This window comes from Variovorax sp. SPNA7 (assembly GCF_033807855.1).
Taxonomy (GTDB): Bacteria; Pseudomonadota; Gammaproteobacteria; order Burkholderiales; family Burkholderiaceae_C; genus Variovorax; species Variovorax beijingensis.
Window position 1 is genome coordinate 166531 of record NZ_CP138513.1, and the last position, 13224, is coordinate 179754.

Annotated in this window: 13 protein-coding genes; all 13 read left to right on the forward strand. The window is 67.9% G+C overall.

The genetic code is table 11. The annotated features are described in order from the left end of the window. The first annotated feature begins 263 nt into the window (after positions 1–263). The 13 genes from RZE77_RS00820 to RZE77_RS00880 all read left to right on the forward strand — a co-directional run bounded on the left by RZE77_RS00820 (position 264) and on the right by RZE77_RS00880 (position 13205). Complete coding sequence (locus RZE77_RS00820; protein ID WP_319440270.1) at positions 264–1235, forward strand: ABC transporter substrate-binding protein; 972 nt, start codon at positions 264–266, stop codon at positions 1233–1235. Beyond that, a complete protein-coding gene (locus RZE77_RS00825; RefSeq protein ID WP_319440271.1) occupies positions 1216–2094 on the forward strand; it encodes an ABC transporter permease in 879 nt (292 codons plus the stop codon). The genes RZE77_RS00820 and RZE77_RS00825 overlap by 20 nt, the downstream gene beginning before the upstream one ends. After that, positions 2094–2876, forward strand: a complete 783-nt coding sequence (locus RZE77_RS00830; protein WP_319440272.1) for an ABC transporter ATP-binding protein — start codon at positions 2094–2096, stop codon at positions 2874–2876. Before RZE77_RS00825 ends, RZE77_RS00830 begins: the two co-directional genes overlap by 1 nt. A gap of 351 nt (positions 2877–3227) precedes the next feature. Next, positions 3228–3965 carry a histidine utilization repressor gene (gene hutC, locus RZE77_RS00835; protein WP_319440273.1) on the forward strand — a complete coding sequence of 246 codons (738 nt, stop codon included), beginning with the start codon at positions 3228–3230 and terminating at the stop codon, positions 3963–3965. Positions 3966–4146: 181 nt separating this feature from the next. Then, positions 4147–5700, forward strand: coding sequence for a histidine ammonia-lyase (hutH, locus tag RZE77_RS00840; protein ID WP_319440274.1), 1554 nt, complete (start codon positions 4147–4149; stop codon positions 5698–5700). 24 nt (positions 5701–5724) lie between these two features. After that, complete coding sequence (hutU, locus tag RZE77_RS00845) at positions 5725–7449, forward strand: urocanate hydratase (protein ID WP_319440275.1); 1725 nt, start codon at positions 5725–5727, stop codon at positions 7447–7449. A gap of 4 nt (positions 7450–7453) precedes the next feature. After that, positions 7454–8473, forward strand: coding sequence for an ornithine cyclodeaminase family protein (locus tag RZE77_RS00850; protein ID WP_021004895.1), 1020 nt, complete (start codon positions 7454–7456; stop codon positions 8471–8473). A gap of 22 nt (positions 8474–8495) precedes the next feature. Further along, complete coding sequence (locus RZE77_RS00855) at positions 8496–9302, forward strand: phosphate/phosphite/phosphonate ABC transporter substrate-binding protein (protein WP_319440276.1); 807 nt, start codon at positions 8496–8498, stop codon at positions 9300–9302. Then, a complete protein-coding gene (locus tag RZE77_RS00860) occupies positions 9302–10273 on the forward strand; it encodes a Bug family tripartite tricarboxylate transporter substrate binding protein (protein WP_319440277.1) in 972 nt (323 codons plus the stop codon). Before RZE77_RS00855 ends, RZE77_RS00860 begins: the two co-directional genes overlap by 1 nt. 145 nt (positions 10274–10418) lie before the next feature. Next, positions 10419–11153, forward strand: coding sequence for an IclR family transcriptional regulator (locus RZE77_RS00865; RefSeq protein ID WP_319440278.1), 735 nt, complete (start codon positions 10419–10421; stop codon positions 11151–11153). Between the two features lie 54 nt (positions 11154–11207). Next, positions 11208–11960, forward strand: a complete 753-nt coding sequence (locus tag RZE77_RS00870; RefSeq protein ID WP_319440279.1) for a transporter substrate-binding domain-containing protein — start codon at positions 11208–11210, stop codon at positions 11958–11960. Positions 11961–11967: 7 nt separating this feature from the next. Then, positions 11968–12636 carry an amino acid ABC transporter permease gene (locus RZE77_RS00875; protein WP_012745327.1) on the forward strand — a complete coding sequence of 223 codons (669 nt, stop codon included), beginning with the start codon at positions 11968–11970 and terminating at the stop codon, positions 12634–12636. Beyond that, positions 12633–13205, forward strand: coding sequence for a HutD/Ves family protein (locus RZE77_RS00880; RefSeq protein ID WP_319440280.1), 573 nt, complete (start codon positions 12633–12635; stop codon positions 13203–13205). Before RZE77_RS00875 ends, RZE77_RS00880 begins: the two co-directional genes overlap by 4 nt. The last annotated feature ends 19 nt before the right edge of the window (positions 13206–13224 follow it).

Here is a 13224-nt window from a genome sequence, read left to right on the forward strand (position 1 = left end):
GGGCGAAAAGCGGGAAACGCCGATTGTCCCCCAGCGGCACCGGCAGGAACGTGGCACGAGGTTTGCAATGGTGAACCCCGCCTTGCCGCCTTCCTGTATAGACAGCAATCTGGTGCATTTTGCTGAAGGAATGCACCGAAACGGTCCTTCCGGGTTATCCTGTATATACAAGTTGGGGCGCTTGGCAACAATGCGAGGCGCGCGCAGCCCGTGGTCGGGAGCGCATCGCTGCGTTTTTTTAAAGATCAGAACCAGGAGTACCCATGGTCGTCAAGACGGTAGTTGTGAAAGTCGCTTCGCTGCTGGCAGCAGGTGCGTGTGCAGCAGGCATGGCCCAGACGGCCGCCGCGCAGGAAACCAAGATCGCGCTCGGCATGTCGGGCTGGACCGGCTTTGCGCCGCTCTCGCTGGCCGACAAGGCCGGCATCTTCAAGAAGAACGGCCTGGACGTCGAGCTCAAGATGATTCCGCAGAAGGACCGGCACCTTGCGCTGGCCTCCGGCGCGATCCAGTGCGCGGCCACCACGGTGGAAACGCATGTGGCCTGGAACGCCAACGGCGTGCCCATCGTGCAGATCTTCCAGATGGACAAGTCCTACGGCGCCGACGGCCTCGCGGTGCGCAACGACGTGAAGGGCTTTGCCGACCTCAAGGGCAAGACCATCGGCGTGAGCGCGCCGGGCACCGCGCCCTACTTCGGCCTGGCCTGGATGCTCAACAAGAACGGCATGACGCTGAAGGATGTGAAGCTGGTCTCGCTCGAGCCGCAGCCCGCGGCCCAGGCCTTCGTGGCCGGCCAGAACGACGCCGCCATGACCTACGAGCCGTATCTTTCGACCGTGCGCGCCAATCCCACCGCCGGCAAGATCCTGGCCACCACGCTCGACTACCCGATGGTGATGGACACCGTGGGCTGCGCGCCCACCTGGCTCAAGGCCAACGCCAAGGCCGCGGCCGCGCTCACCAAGTCGTACTTCGAGGCGCTCGACATGATCAAGGCCGACCCCGCCAAGGCCAACGAGCTCATGGGCTCGGCCGTCAAGCAGACCGGCGAGCAGTTCGCCAAGTCGTCGGCCTACCTGCGCTGGCAGGACAAGGCGGCCAACCAGAAATTCTTCGCGGGCGAGCTCACCAGCTTCATGAAGGAAGCCACGGCCATCCTGCTGGAAGCCGGCGTGATCCGCAAGGCGCCTGAAGACTACACGGCCATGTTCGATGCAAGCTTCGTCAAGTAAGGCCCTGCCGCAGGTGGCGCCGCGCGCGGCGCCGCCTGCATCGGCCGCAACCCCCCAGGCCGCCGCGCCCGCGCGGCGCCGTTCGCTCGCGCCGCTCGAGCCCATCAGCGGGCGCGCCCGCGTGCTGCTCGGGCTCGGCTTCTTCGTGGCCTTCGTGCTCGTGTGGTCCATTGCCACGCTCGGCGGCTTCGTGCCGCCGACCTTCCTGGCCAGCCCCGTGACCATGCTGAAGGAAGGCTGGATGCTGTTCGCCGAGTTCGGCTTCCTCGGCGACGTGGGCATGACCGTGTGGCGCGTGTTCGGCGGCTTCCTGCTGGCGGCCGTGCTGGCGGTGCCGCTGGGCATTGCCATGGGCACCTGGAAGGCCGTGGAGGCCTTCTTCGAGCCCTTCGTCTCGTTCTGCCGCTACCTGCCGGCGTCGGCCTTCATTCCGCTGCTCATCCTGTGGGCGGGCCTGGGCGAGATGCAGAAGCTGCTGGTGATCTTCATCGGTTCGTTCTTCCAGATCGTGCTGATGGTGGCCGTGACGGTGGGCGGCGCGCGGCGCGACCTCGTCGAGGCGGCCTACACGCTGGGCGCCAAGAGCCGCGGCATCGTGGCGCGCGTGCTCATCCCGGGCGCCGCGCCCGGCATTGCCGAGACGCTGCGCCTGGTGCTCGGCTGGGCCTGGACCTACGTGATCGTGGCGGAACTCATCGGCTCCTCGTCGGGCATCGGCCACATGATCACCGACAGCCAGGCCTTGCTCAACACCGGGCAGATCATCTTCGGGATCATCGTGATCGGCGTCATCGGGCTGGTGTCCGACTTCGCTTTCAAGGCGCTCAACCGCCGCATGTTCGCCTGGGCTGCACTCTGATGAACGACCAACTTTCCATCCAGGGCGTCTCGCGCGTCTTCACCGGCACCAAGGGGCAGCGCACGCAGGCGCTGCTGCCCATCGACTTCGAGGTGAAGGAGAACGACTTCGTCACCATCCTCGGCCCCTCGGGCTGCGGCAAGTCGACGCTGCTGCGCATCGTCGCGGGGCTCGACTTCCCGACCACCGGCCAGGTGCTGCTCGACGGCGAGCGCATCGAAGGCCCGGGTGCGGACCGCGGCGTGGTGTTCCAGAGCTACACGCTCTTTCCGTGGCTCACGGTGGCGCAGAACATCCGCTTCGGCCTGCGCGAGCGCGGCATGAGCGAGGCCGACCAGAAGGAGCGCAGCGAGTTCTTCATCGCCAAGGTGGGGCTGCGCGGCTTCGAGCACCATTTTCCGAAGCAGCTCTCGGGCGGCATGCAGCAGCGCACCGCGATTGCGCGCGCGCTCGCCAACGACCCCAAGATGCTGCTGCTCGACGAGCCCTTCGGCGCGCTCGACAACCAGACCCGCGTGCTGATGCAGGAACTGCTGCTCGGCATCTGGGAGTCGGCGCGCAAGACGGTGCTGTTCGTCACGCACGACATCGACGAGGCGATCTTCATGGCCAACCGCGTGGCGGTGTTCAGCGCGCGGCCGGGCCGCATCAAGACCGAGATCGCGGTCGACTTTCCGCATCCGCGCAGCTACACCATCAAGACCTCGCCGGAGTTCATGGAAATCAAGGCGCGGCTGACCGAAGAGATTCGTGCGGAGTCGATGGCGGCTGCGGAGCACTAGGATGAAACCTTGCTCTTTTGTTCGTCGCGCTGCGGGTCATTCGGGGCGCGCTCCCGCCGACGGGGTACCTTTCTCCGCGAATGTCCCCCGGCCTGCGGCCTCCTCCTTTATTTCGCTGCGCAAGGCACCCCATCAGCGGGAGCGTTGGACAGGGCACTGGTTGATCAGCGGTACACCAGCGGCGTGCCCTGGTGCACAGGGCATCGGGTGCTCCCCGCAGCGAAATAAAGGAGGAGCCGAAGGCGGGGGACATTCGCGGAGGGGAGTACCCGGTGGCCTGTGCACGCGCCCCGAAACAAGGGCAAAAACAAAAGCCTCCGAACAAAAGCAACATCGCGTTGGAAACCTGACATGAAACGCGACCTGCCGTCCCTCGCGCTCTATGCGCAAGTCAAGGATCACATCTCCCGCAGGATCCAGGACGGCACCTGGCCGGCCGGCCACCGCCTGCCGTCCGAGAGCGAGCTGGTCGCGCAGTTCGGCATCTCGCGCATGACGGTGAACCGCGCGCTGCGCGAGCTCATGGAGCAGGGGCGCATCGTGCGCGTGGCCGGCGTCGGCAGTTTCGTGGCCGAGAACAAGCCACAGTCCACGCTGCTGCAGATCGCCAACATCGCGAGCGAGATCCGCCAGCGCGGGCACGACTACCGCTGCCAGATGCTCGCCGTCGAACGGGTCGCCGCCTCGCCCGACGTGGCTGCCTGGCTCGACATGCGCGCGGGCACCTCGGTGTTCCACAGCGTCTGCCTGCACCTGGAGAACGACACGCCGGTGCAGCTGGAGGAGCGCTACGTCAATCCGCTGGTCGTGCCCGATTTCCTCGAGCAGGACTTCGCCGCCGTGCCGCCCAGCGAATATCTGGTGCGCCACGTGCCCTTCGATCAGATCGAGCACGTGGTCGATGCCGTGCTGCCCACCGCCGAGCAGGCGGGCCGGCTCGCGATGGAGCCCACCGACCCCTGCCTGCTGCTCACGCGCCGCACCTGGACGCGCAACACGCCGGTCACCTGGGTGCGCTGCCTGCATCCGGCGTCGCGCTACAGCCTGGGCAGCCGCTTCCGAGCGGACGGCAACCCGTCCTTCGGCTAGACCTATGGCTCTCCCCCAGTCTTCGCGCACTTCGTGTCGCTTCGCCAACCCCCTCACCGGGGGCAACACCAGCGGCCCGGCAAAGCCGGTTCCGCGGTGTTCCACGAAGGGACCGTGAGTCTTTTTTAAATGTCCGAAGGACTAGGTTTTCTCTCGCAACCACTTGTATAGACAGGTTCACATGCCAACAAGCAAACACACCGCCACCACCCTGACCCTCACGCCCGGCAAGGTGGACCTCGCCATGCTGCGCCGCATCCAGGCCGGCGGCGTGCGGCTGGCGCTCGATCCTTCGGTGCAGGAGGGCATGGCGCGCGCCGAAGCGGCGGTGCGCCACATCGTCGAGAACGACCAGGTGGTCTACGGCATCAACACCGGCTTCGGCAAGCTCGCGAGCACGCGCATCGGCAACGACCACCTGGCCGATCTGCAGCGCAACCTCGTGCTCTCGCACAGCGTGGGCACGGGCGAGCCGCTGGCCGCGCCGGTGGTGCGCATGGTGCTCGCGACCAAGGCCGTGAGCCTGGCGCGCGGCCATTCGGGCGTGCGGCCCGCGCTGGCCGATGCGCTGCTGGCCTTGTTCAATGCGGGCGTCATGCCGCGCATTCCGTGCAAGGGCTCGGTCGGTGCATCCGGCGACCTCGCGCCGCTCGCGCACATGGCCTGCGTGCTGATCGGCGAGGGCGAGGCCACCACGGCCGAGGGCGCCGTGGTCAGCGGTGCCGAGGCCATGCGCCTCGTCGGGCTCGAACCTTTCGTGCTCGGCCCCAAGGAAGGCCTGGCGCTGCTCAACGGCACGCAGGTGTCGACCGCGCTCGCGCTCGCCGGCCTGTTCGGCGCCGAGGACGTGTTCGCTTCGGCGCTGATGTCGGGCGCGCTCTCGCTCGAAGCCATCCAGGGTTCGATCAAGCCTTTCGACGCGCGCATCCACGCCGCGCGCGGCCAGCCGGGGCAGATTGCGGTGGCGGGCGCGGTGCGCACGCTGCTCGAAGGCAGCGAGATCGTGCCGTCGCACGCCGACTGCGGCCGCGTGCAGGACCCGTATTCGGTGCGCTGCATTCCCCAGGTGATGGGCGCCTGCCTCGACAACCTCGCGCATGCCGCGCGCGTGCTGGTGATCGAGGCCAATGCCGCCTCGGACAACCCGCTGGTGTTCTGCGACACCGGCGAAGTGATCTCGGGCGGCAACTTCCACGCCGAGCCGGTGGCCTTTGCGGCCGACATCATTGCGCTGGCCGTGAGCGAAGTGGGCGCGATTGCCGAGCGCCGCATCGCGCTGCTGCTCGACACCGGCCTCTCGGGCCTGCCGCCGTTCCTGGTGCGCGATGGCGGCCTGAATTCGGGCTTCATGATCGCGCAGGTCACGGCCGCGGCCCTTGCGTCGGAGAACAAGTCGCTCGCGCATCCCGCGAGCGTCGACAGCCTGCCCACCTCGGCCAACCAGGAAGACCATGTGTCGATGGCCACCTTCGCGGCGCGCCGGCTCGGCGACATGGTCAACAACACGGCGGTGGTCGTCGGCATCGAGGCGATGGCCGCGGCGCAAGGCATCGAATTGAAACGCGGGCTCAAGAGCTCCCCGCTGGTCGAAGCCGAATTCGCCGCCATCCGCAAGAAGGTCGCCTTCCTTGAACGCGACCGCTACCTCGCGCCCGACATCGAAGCCATGCGCCAGTGGGCGCTGAAGGCCGAATTGCCGGCCGCGCTCTTGAACATCCTGCCCAGCCACGCCTGAACACCGATCAAGGAGAACCTCGCCATGAACGCACCCGAAAAGCTCCCGCTGCAAAACACCGACCCGCGCCACGACCCCACGCGCGTGATCCGCGCCCCGCGCGGCAGCACGCTCAACTGCAAGAGCTGGCTCACCGAGGCACCGTTCCGCATGCTGCAGAACAACCTCGACGCCGAGGTGGCCGAGCGTCCGCAGGACCTCGTGGTGTACGGCGGCATCGGCCGCGCCGCGCGCAACTGGGCCTGCTACGACCAGATCCTCGCCTCGCTGAAGGAACTGAACGACGACGAGACCTTGCTTATTCAATCGGGCAAGCCGGTCGGCGTTTTCAAGACGCACGAGAACGCGCCGCGCGTGCTGCTCGCCAACTCCAACCTCGTGCCCAAGTGGGCCAACTGGGAGCACTTCAACGAGCTCGACCGCCAGGGCCTCTTCATGTACGGCCAGATGACGGCCGGCAGCTGGATCTACATCGGCAGCCAGGGCATCGTGCAGGGCACCTTCGAGACTTTCGTCGAAGCCGGCCGCCAGCACTACAACAACAGCCTCGCGGGCAAGTGGATCCTCACGGCCGGCCTCGGCGGCATGGGCGGCGCGCAGCCGCTCGCGGCCACGCTCGCGGGCGCGGTGTCGCTCAACATCGAGTGCCAGCAGACCAGCATCGACTTCCGCCTGCGCACGCGCTATGTCGACAAGCAGGCGCGCGACATCGACCATGCGCTCGAACTCATCCAGCAGCACTGCGACGCGAAGGAAGCCGTGTCGATCGCGCTGCTCGGCAATGCGGCCGACATCCTGCCCGAGCTCGTGAAGCGCGCGAAGGCCGGCGGCATCAAGCCCGACCTCGTGACCGACCAGACCTCCGCGCACGACCTGATCAACGGCTACCTGCCCTCGGGCTGGACCGTTGCGCAATGGCAGGCCGCGATGAAGGACGACTCGCAGCACGACGCGCTCAAGAAGGCTGCCGCGAAGTCGTGCGCCGTGCACGTGCAGGCCATGCTCGACTTCCAGGCCATGGGCATCCCCACGGTCGACTACGGCAACAACATCCGCCAGGTCGCCTTCGACGAAGGCGTGCAGAACGCCTTCGACTTCCCGGGCTTCGTGCCGGCCTACATCCGCCCGCTGTTCTGCGAAGGCAAGGGCCCGTTCCGCTGGGTGGCGCTCTCGGGCGACCCCGAAGACATCTACAAGACCGACGCCAAGATCAAGGAGCTGTTCCCCGAGAACACCCACACGCACCGCTGGCTCGACATGGCGCGCGAGCGCATCGCCTTCCAGGGCCTGCCGGCGCGCATCTGCTGGCTGGGCCTGGGCGAGCGCCACATCGCGGGCCTGGCCTTCAACGAGATGGTGAAGAACGGCGAGCTCAAGGCGCCCATCGTGATCGGCCGCGACCACCTCGACACCGGCTCGGTCGCGAGCCCCAACCGCGAGACCGAAGCCATGAAGGACGGCACCGATGCGGTGAGCGACTGGCCATTGCTCAACGCGCTGCTCAACACCGCGGGCGGCGCCACCTGGGTCAGCCTGCACCACGGCGGCGGCGTGGGCATGGGCTATTCGCAGCACTCGGGCGTGGTGATCGTGTGCGACGGCACCGATGCCGCCGCCAAGCGCATCGAACGCGTGCTCTGGAACGACCCGGCCACCGGCGTGATGCGCCATGCGGATGCGGGCTACGACATTGCCGTGGCCACGGCGAAGAAGCAGGGGCTCAATCTGCCGATGATCAAGAAAGGATGATGCGATGTCTGCCGAAACGAATTCCGAACCCATCTACCTGCACTACCTGAACCACCTCGACGTGCAGGCGCTCGCGATGACCGATGCCGAGATCGTCGCGGCCGTCGAAGAGGGCCTGGTGGCCCAGGGCCGCGGCGAGACCACCATCGAGCCGCGCATGCACCTGGTGCCCGAGAAGGACTACCCGGGCCACTTCAACGTGCTGCGCGGCTACATCCGGCCGCTCGGCGTGGCGGGCGTGAAGGTGGTGGGCGACTTCTATCGCAACTACCAGGTCGGCCTGCCGTCCGAACTCGCGCTGCTGAACCTGTTCGACCCGAAGACCGGTGTGCCGGTGGCCATCGTCGATGCCTCCGACATCACCGACATGCGCACCGGCGCAATCACGGCCATCGGTGCCAAGCACCTCGCGCGCAAGAATTCGAAGATCCTGGGCCACATCGGCGCGCGCGGCACCTCGTACTGGAACGTGCGCCTGCTCGACTCGATCTTCGACTTCGACGAGATCCGCGTGCACTCGCGCCGGCCCGAGAGCCGCAACGCCTTTGCCGCCACGCTGGAGCGCGACCTCGGCAAGAAGATCGTCGTGACCGAGGACTGGGAATCGTGCGTGCGCGGCGCCGACATCGTGGTCGAGGCCTCGCGCCTGGAGAAGCCGGAGCCGGTGCTCAAGACCGAGTGGATCAAGAAGGGCGCCTGCATCATTCCATACGGCACCATGAGCGCGGTCGAGCTGTCGCTGACCGACATCATGGACAAGATGGTGATGGACGACTGGGGCCAGGCCAAGGCCGGCCCCTTCGGTGCACTGCGCGCGCACGTCGACAGCGGCCGCCTGTCGGAAAAGACGCTGCATGCCGAGCTCGGACAGATCGTCGCGGGCCTGAAGCCCGGGCGCGAGAGCGACGAAGAGACCAACCTGTTCTGGCATCGCGGCCTCTCGCTGTCGGACATCGCGCTTGGTGCGGCGATGCTCGCGAAGGCGAAGAAGATGGGGCTCGGCCAGCAACTGCGCTTCCGCTGACCGGCGCATCGGAACCCCTGCGATGACGCCCGTCGCCAACGCGCGCATGTACTCGGCCACCGCCTCGGTGCGCGCCGACTGGAAGCAGCTTCTCGCGTGGGCGCTGGCGCACGCAGGCCTCGCGTGGGACGTGATCGACTACGACGCGCCCGCGCCGCTCTCGGCGCTGTGGGCGCGCGGCGACCTCGGGCTCGCGATGATGTGCGGCCTGCCGTTCTCGCAGCGCGCGCCGCGCCCCACGCTGGTGGCTGCGCCGCTGCCTTCGCCCGCGCGCTATGGCGGCCGGCCGGTGTACTTCACCGACATCGTGGTGCGCACCGGCTCGGCCTTCGAAACGCTGGCGGACACCTTCGGCGGCATCGTGGGCTACACGCTGGCCGATTCGATGTCGGGCGGCGTGGCGTTGCGCAACCATCTCGCGCCATATCGCGCGGCGCGCGGCGCGCGTCTTTACCGCGGCGCCGTCGGCGGCCTCATCCATGCGCGCGGGGTGATCGAGGCTCTCGTCGAGGGCCGCATCGACGTGGGCCCGCTCGACAGCTACTACCACGACCTGCTGCGGCGCAACGAGCCGGCGCTCGCGCAGAAGGTGCGCATCGTCGACAGCACCGGGGCCATGCCGATCCCGCCGCTCGTCGCAACCGCATCGCTCACGCCCGGCGAACTCGCGCGCATTCGCAGCGCATTGCAGGAAGCCACCCGCACGCCCGAGCTCGCGGCCGTGACGGAACGGTTGTTGCTTGCAGGTTTCGTCTCGCCCGATCCTGCGGACTACGACGTTCTTGCGGCGATCTCTCTTCGTGCCATTCCCCCTTTCGAGGAACTCTGATGTCGATCAACCGCCGTGCGGCCGTCCTGTTGTCCCTGTTGCTTTGCGCCGCGCCATGGCCCGCGCATGCGCAGGCCTATCCCGAGAAACCCATCCACGTCGTCGTGCCGTTCGCGCCCGGCGGTCCGGCCGATGCGGTGGCCCGCATCCTCGGCCAGGAGCTGGTCGACACGCTGGGCCAGCCCTTCATCGTCGACAACAAGGTCGGCGCCGCGGGCAACATCGGCGTGGCGCAGATCGCCAAGGCCGCGCCCGACGGCTACACGCTCGGCATCGTGCCGGTCGGCAATGTCGCGGTGAACCCGAGCCTCTTTCCGTCGCTGCCCTACAAGGTGTCGGAGCTGCAGCCGGTCGCAATGCTCGCCGTGGTCGAGAACGTGCTGGTCGTCAATGCGTCCGTGCCGGCCAGGTCGGTGAAGGAGCTGCTTGCGCTCGCCCGGCAGAAGCCCGGCACGCTGAGCTTCGCATCGCCCGGCGCCGGCAGCCAGGCGCACCTGGCCGGCGAACTGATGGCGCTCGACGGCGACGTGCAGCTGATCCACGTGCCCTACAAGGGCATCGGCCCGGCGCTCAACGACGTGGTGGGCGGACAGGTCACGATGATGTTCGGCTCGCTCTCGGCCGTGCTGCCTTTCGTCAAGAGTGGCAAGCTGCGGGCGATCGGCCTCGCGAGCCTCAAGCGCTCGGCCGCGATGCCGGAGCTGCCCACCGTGGCCGAACAGGGCCTGCCCGGTTTCGAAGCCATCTCCTGGTATGCGCTGATGGCGCCGGCCGGCACGCCGAAGGCCGTCGTCGACCGTCTCAACGCAGAAACGGCGCGCGTGCTGGCCAAGCCCGAGATGAAGGAGAAGTTCGCGGGCCTGGGCCTCGAGCCCGGCACCGGCAAGCCGCAGGACATCGCCGCGAACATCCAGAGCGAAAGCGCCCGCTGGGCTGCCGTGATCCGCAAGAGGAACATCAAGCCGGAGTGAGCGCGCTGCCCGCCGGTGCGCGCAGCGCCGGCATCAAAAAGGCGCCCTCATTCCCACTGGGTGGGAATGAGGGCTTGGAGCCTGGGACGGCGCGCAAGATACTGCACGCCGTCTCCGCCCCGGACTCACGCACCCGCTCCCTGCCATGACGCTCCCCCTTGATGCTCCGGCCCACAACGACCGCGCGCTGCGCGTGCTGGCGGTGCTGGCGCAGAGCAAGTCGGCGATGAGCGCGGCCGAACTCGCCGAAGCCACGGGCCTCGTCAAGAGCACGCTATACCGGCAGATCGCGGTGCTGCGGCGCTGGGGCTTCGTGATGGAGACCGACGGACGCTATTCGCCCGGCCCCGTGAGCGTGCAGCTCGCGAGCGGCTTCGACGGCAACTCCGACCTCGTCATGGCCGCGCGCGCCGACATGCGCGCGCTCGCGCAGCAAAGCCATGAAAGCGTGGCGCTGGTCACGCTGGTCAACGACCGCGTGGTGTGCCTGGAGATGATCGACAGCGAGCAGTCGCTGCGCTGCTCGTTCGACCGGGGCCGCAGCGTGCCGGCGCGCGACGGCGCCAGCGCCAAGTGCCTGCTGGCCCATCTGCCGCCCGATCAGCGCGACGCCTTGCTCGACGGCCTTGGCGACAACCCGGGGCGGCGCGCCGAGCGTGCCGCCGAGCTCGACGCGATCCGCGAAGCCGGCCATGCCGTGACCCACGGCGAGGTCGACGCCGGCGTCTGGGGCGCGAGCGCACCGGTGCTCGGCCCGGGCCGGCGCCTGCGCGGCGCGATCACGCTCATGGCGCCGCTCACGCGCGCCGGGGGCATGGAAGCTGCATGGGCCGCCCTGACCGCCGTCACGGCGGCGCGCATCTCGCGCGCGCTGCAATAGCCGATCGCTGCCTTTCTTTCCCTCTTTCCTTTTCAAACCCACGGAAGCCTTCACATGAATACCCGCCGCACCCTCGTTGCCGCCGCACTCTCCAGCCTCGCCTTCTTCGGCTTTGCCGCCACCGCGCAAGCGCAGGGCGAGCCGCTGCGCGTGGCCACCGACGCCACCTTTCCGCCGATGGAATTCGTGGAGAACGGCAAGCGCACGGGCTTCGACGTGGAGCTGGTCGAGGCCATCGGCAAGACGCTGGGCCGCAAGATCGAATGGATCGACATCGACTTCAAGGGCCTCGTGCCGGGGCTTATCTCCAAGCGCTTCGACATGGCCGTGTCGGCCATCTACATCACCGACGAGCGCAGGAAGGTCGTCGACTTCACCGTGCCCTACTACGCGGGCGGCCTGGTGGTGATGGTGAAGGACGGCAACACGGCCATCAAGGCGCCGGCCGACATCAACGGCAAGAAGGTCAGCGTGCAGGTGGGCACCAAGTCGGTGGCCTACACCAAGGAGAAATTCCCGCAGGTGCAGTTGATGGAAGTCGAGAAGAACCAGGAGATGTTCAACCTCGTCGACATCGGCCGCGCCGATGCCGCGGTGACCGGCAAGCCCGCCGCCTACCAGTACGTGCGCACGCGCGGCGGCCTCAAGGTGCTGCCCGAGCAGATCACCACCGAGGAATACGGCATGGCCATCCGCAAGGACACGCCCGAACTCACCAAGGCCGTGAACGGCGCCATCGAGAAGCTCAAGGCCGACGGCACCTACGACCAGATCGTGAAGAAGTGGTTCAGCGCGAGCGCCAAGTAAGCGGACTATGGATTTCGACTTCTCGCCGGTCTGGCAGGGCTGGCCCGACCTGCTGCGCGGCGCGCTGGTCACCGTGGAGATCACCGCCTGCGCGCTCGCGCTCGGCTGCGTGCTGGGCCTGCTGGTGGGCATCGGCCGGCTCAATCCGAAGCGGCGCTGGCTCTATGGCGCGTGCACGGCCTACGTGGCGGCGATTCGCGGCACGCCGCTGCTGGTGCAGCTGTTCATTTTGTTCTTCGGCCTGCCGCACTTCGGCATCCTGCTGCCGGCCTTCCTGTGCGGCGTGCTGGGGCTGGGCGTGTATTCGGGTGCGTACGTGTCGGAGATCGTGCGCGGCGCGATCCAGTCGATCGACAAGGGCCAGACCATGGCGGCGCAGTCGCTGGGCATGACGCCAGGCACGGCGATGCGCGAGATCGTGCTGCCGCAGGCGGTGGTGCGCATGATTCCGCCGCTGGGCAACGAGTTCATCGCGCTCATCAAGAACTCGGCGCTGGTGTCGCTGTTGACGATCCACGACGTGATGCACGAAGGGCAGAAGATCATCAGCGTGTCGTACCGCTCGCTCGAGGTCTACCTGGCGATTGCGCTCGTGTACTTCGTGCTCACGGGCACGATGACGCTGGTCCTGCGGCACTTCGAGCAGAAGCTGCGGCAGGGCGGGTTGATGCGATGAGCGTGCTTCGATTTTCACGCGCCGCTCTCCCGGCCATGCCCTGGAAGAACGGCGGCGGCACCACGCAGGAGATCGTGAGCTGGCCGCAGGGCGCGGGCCTCGACAGCTTTGGCTGGCGCGCGAGCATCGCGACCATCGCGGCGGCCGGGCCGTTCTCGACTTTCGCGGGCGTGGACCGCAGCATCATGCTGCTCGAAGGCGACGGCGTGCGGCTGTTCACGCATGACGGGCGCATCGAGCACCGGCTCGACGTGCCGCACCGGCCGTTCGCGTTCAGCGGCGACGACGCGATCGACTGCGCGCTGCTCGGCGGCGCATCGAACGACTTCAACATCATGACGCGGCAGGGACAGTGGCGCGCCGATGTGCGGGTGCTGGACCACGCAACGGCCGTCGAGGCCGCGCCGCACGGCGTGCTGCTCGCGCTCTGCGGCGCATGGCGCCTGAACGGCGAGCCCTGCTGCGAGGGCGAAGGCCTGTACTGGACCGACAGCGCGCAGGCGTGGCAGGCCGTGCCCGCGCAACAGGAAGGCGCGCGGCTGGCTGCGGTTCGCATCGTGCCGGCGTAAGCTGTGCAAACACCAGACA

Bases quoted from the DNA above. Each gene is read 5' to 3' on its own strand.
- RZE77_RS00820 (WP_319440270.1), top strand. From the start codon at position 264: ATGGTCGTCAAGACGGTAGTTGTGAAAGTCGCTTCGCTGCTGGCAGCA.
- RZE77_RS00825 (WP_319440271.1), top strand. From the start codon at position 1,216: ATGCAAGCTTCGTCAAGTAAGGCCCTGCCGCAGGTGGCGCCGCGCGCG.
- RZE77_RS00830 (WP_319440272.1), top strand. From the start codon at position 2,094: ATGAACGACCAACTTTCCATCCAGGGCGTCTCGCGCGTCTTCACCGGC.
- hutC (WP_319440273.1), top strand. From the start codon at position 3,228: ATGAAACGCGACCTGCCGTCCCTCGCGCTCTATGCGCAAGTCAAGGAT.
- hutH (WP_319440274.1), top strand. From the start codon at position 4,147: ATGCCAACAAGCAAACACACCGCCACCACCCTGACCCTCACGCCCGGC.
- hutU (WP_319440275.1), top strand. From the start codon at position 5,725: ATGAACGCACCCGAAAAGCTCCCGCTGCAAAACACCGACCCGCGCCAC.
- RZE77_RS00850 (WP_021004895.1), top strand. From the start codon at position 7,454: ATGTCTGCCGAAACGAATTCCGAACCCATCTACCTGCACTACCTGAAC.
- RZE77_RS00855 (WP_319440276.1), top strand. From the start codon at position 8,496: ATGACGCCCGTCGCCAACGCGCGCATGTACTCGGCCACCGCCTCGGTG.
- RZE77_RS00860 (WP_319440277.1), top strand. From the start codon at position 9,302: ATGTCGATCAACCGCCGTGCGGCCGTCCTGTTGTCCCTGTTGCTTTGC.
- RZE77_RS00865 (WP_319440278.1), top strand. From the start codon at position 10,419: ATGACGCTCCCCCTTGATGCTCCGGCCCACAACGACCGCGCGCTGCGC.
- RZE77_RS00870 (WP_319440279.1), top strand. From the start codon at position 11,208: ATGAATACCCGCCGCACCCTCGTTGCCGCCGCACTCTCCAGCCTCGCC.
- RZE77_RS00875 (WP_012745327.1), top strand. From the start codon at position 11,968: ATGGATTTCGACTTCTCGCCGGTCTGGCAGGGCTGGCCCGACCTGCTG.
- RZE77_RS00880 (WP_319440280.1), top strand. From the start codon at position 12,633: ATGAGCGTGCTTCGATTTTCACGCGCCGCTCTCCCGGCCATGCCCTGG.